Annotated in this window: 2 protein-coding genes; one reads left to right on the forward strand and one right to left on the reverse strand. The window is 62.5% G+C overall.

Annotated elements, in window-relative coordinates:
- Nucleotides 1-38 precede the first annotated feature (38 nt).
- Nucleotides 39-941, forward strand: a complete 903-nt coding sequence (locus tag AAAB16_RS16180) for a response regulator (RefSeq protein ID WP_340664241.1) — start codon at nucleotides 39-41, stop codon at nucleotides 939-941.
- 288 nt (nucleotides 942-1,229) lie between these two features.
- Here the strand turns inward: AAAB16_RS16180 and AAAB16_RS16185 are convergent, their stop codons facing one another.
- Entirely contained in the window at nucleotides 1,230-2,387 is a 1,158-nt protein-coding gene (locus AAAB16_RS16185; RefSeq protein ID WP_340664242.1) for an MFS transporter, read from the reverse strand.
- Nucleotides 2,388-2,633: the final 246 nt, after the last annotated feature.

Raw genomic sequence — 2,633 nt, forward strand, 5'->3', positions numbered from 1 at the left:
CTTGGCCAATCCCACCACCTTGCAACGGAGCGCTTGAGATGACCACGCGAATTCTTTTTATCGACGACGAAGAACGCATCCTGCGCAGCCTGGCGCTGCAATTCCGCCGCCAGTACGACGTGCTCACCGAAAGCGACCCCCAGCGCGCCCTCGAACGCCTGAAAAGCGAAGCGGTGGACATCATCGTCTGCGACCAGCGCATGCCGCAGATAAGCGGCGCGCAAGTGCTGGCGCAGGCGCGGGAAATCGCCCCCAACGCCCTGCGCATTTTGCTCACCGGTTACTCCGACATGGACGCCGCCGTGGAAGCCCTCAACAGCGGCGGCATCTTCCGCTACCTGAGCAAACCGTGGGACCAGCAAGAAATGGCCTTTACCCTGCGCCAAGCCGCAGAAATTGCCGCGCGGCAAACGCCGGTGCTGGAGCTGCCACCGGCCAACGACGCGCCACTGACCGTGCTGCTACTCGACGAAGATGCCGACACTTTGGCCAGCGTCGGCGACTTTTGTGCGGCCGGCGGCCATCGCCTCTTGCGCGCTCGCACCTTGAGTGAAGCCGTCGCCGTACTCAACAGCGACCCGGTGCAACTGCTGGTCAGCGATCTGAAACTGGCCGGCGAAGACACCGCGCCCCTGCTAAAAAGCCTGGCCCAGGCTCACCCCGGCTTATTGACCCTGGTGGTCACACCGTTCTGCGACACCCAAGCGCTGCTCAAACTGATCAACGAAGCGCAGATCTTCCGCTACCTGCCCAAACCCATCCGCCGCGGCCTGTTCGAAAAAGGCCTGAAAGCCGCCGCCGAACAAGCCGCCCTCTGGCGAGCAGCGCCGGCGCAACACATCAACCGCATCGCCGAACAACCGCGCGACGACGCAGAACGCGACAAAGTCGGCAGCCTGTTCGGCATGCTCGGGCGCTTGCGCGAACGTCTATCGGCTTAATGCTCGATAAGGCAGAAATGACTGCAACTCCATCTTCCCGAATCTTCGCACCGCCGCTCAGGTGCGGACCCAGAATGTTAGCTGTGGCGAGGGGTATGGCGGTTCGCGATTGTGGATTCCCGCCTGCGCGGGAATGACGGTGTTGGGTGCCTGCTGCTCGTCGTCCCCGCGTAGGCGGGGACCCAGAATGTTAGCTGTGGTGAGGGGTATGGGGGCTCGCGATTGTGGATTCCCGCCCGCGCGGGAATGACGACGGTATGGGGAACACTCGGCACTGGGCCCGCGCGTTCAATCCCCCAACCGCAACAACAAACTCAACACCCCCGCACCCACCAGCAACACCGCTAACACCAATAACGCCACTGCCAAGCTGCTGCCATGGGCGATAAAGCCAATAAACGCCGGCCCAAGCAAAATACCGCCATAGCCCAGGGTAGAAACCGCCGGCACTGCGACGTTTTCGGCCATGACCTTTTGCTTGCCAATCAAGCTAAACATCACCGGCACCACGTTGGAACAGCCAGCGCCCACCAACAAAAAGCCCAACAGCGCCCATTGCCAATTCGGGCTCAAGGTCGCCACCGCCAAGCCCAGCGCCGCCGTTAACGTACCAAGCAGCACCACGCGCTGACGGCCGACTTTATGCACCACCACATCCCCGGTCAGCCGCCCCACCGTCATGGCACAGGCAAACGCCACATAACCAATACCCGAATGCGCCGACGCCAGCTGCTTGCTCTCGACCAAAAACACCGCGCTCCAATCCAGCATCGCGCCTTCGGCCAAAAACAGGATGAAGCACACCGCGCCAATCAGCAGCACCACACCATGGGGTATGGCAAAGGCCGGGCCGCTGCTGGAGCTGCCAAACGGCAACAAATCGCGCGCGCAGTGGGCCAACACCGCCAACACAATGGCGACCACCGCCAGCGCTGCCAACAGCGGGCTGCTGCCCAACGCCAACATCAGGCTCACCCCCGCCGCACCGACAATGCAGCCCACACTAAACAGCCCATGAAAGCCGGACATCAGCGGCGTTTCGCTGTTTTTCTCCACCATCACCGCCTGCAAATTGATCGTGCAGTCCATGCACCCGAGTCCCGCGCCAAACAATGCCAAGCTCACCGCCAGCAGCGGCCACGACGCCACCAGCGTCAGCAACGGCAGCACCAAGCACACCAACAACGCCGCCGCGCAGATCACCCGCCGGCAACCAAAACGCGCAGCCAAGGCGCCGGCCAGCGGCATGGTCAGCAGCGAACCGGCGCCCAAACACAGCAACAACACCCCCAGCGACCCCTCCGACAACCCCGCACGCGCCTTGGCAAACGGCACCAATGGCGCCCAGGCCGCCATGGCAAAACCCGCAATAAAAAACGCCCACCGCGTCGAGCTTTTTTGCCGAGCGTGGGAGGGCGTATGCAACAGAGGTTCAGCAACAGACATGGAGTTTCCTTAAATCGAAATCGGCGGCAGACCAGCAGTGTGACTGATCAATGTGGCGGGTGTTCAGTGGCGAACGTGGCCGCACCGCATTCAGAGCCATCGCTTTTGTTCCGTGGTGCGCACAGCACACCCTACGCGGAGCAGGTTGCCGCGCTTTCGAGCTGGCGCTTTGGACCTGTAGGGTGCGCTGCGCGCACCAGGGATGTTCGCGTGGTTCCGGAGGTGCGCACAGCACACCCTACAAGG

The sequence above is a fragment of the Pseudomonas sp. genome (assembly GCF_037994325.1).
In the GTDB taxonomy this organism is placed as follows: Bacteria; Pseudomonadota; Gammaproteobacteria; order Pseudomonadales; family Pseudomonadaceae; genus Aquipseudomonas.

Bases quoted from the DNA above. Each gene is read 5' to 3' on its own strand.
- AAAB16_RS16180 (WP_340664241.1), top strand. From the start codon at position 39: ATGACCACGCGAATTCTTTTTATCGACGACGAAGAACGCATCCTGCGC.
- AAAB16_RS16185 (WP_340664242.1), bottom strand. From the start codon at position 2,387: ATGTCTGTTGCTGAACCTCTGTTGCATACGCCCTCCCACGCTCGGCAA.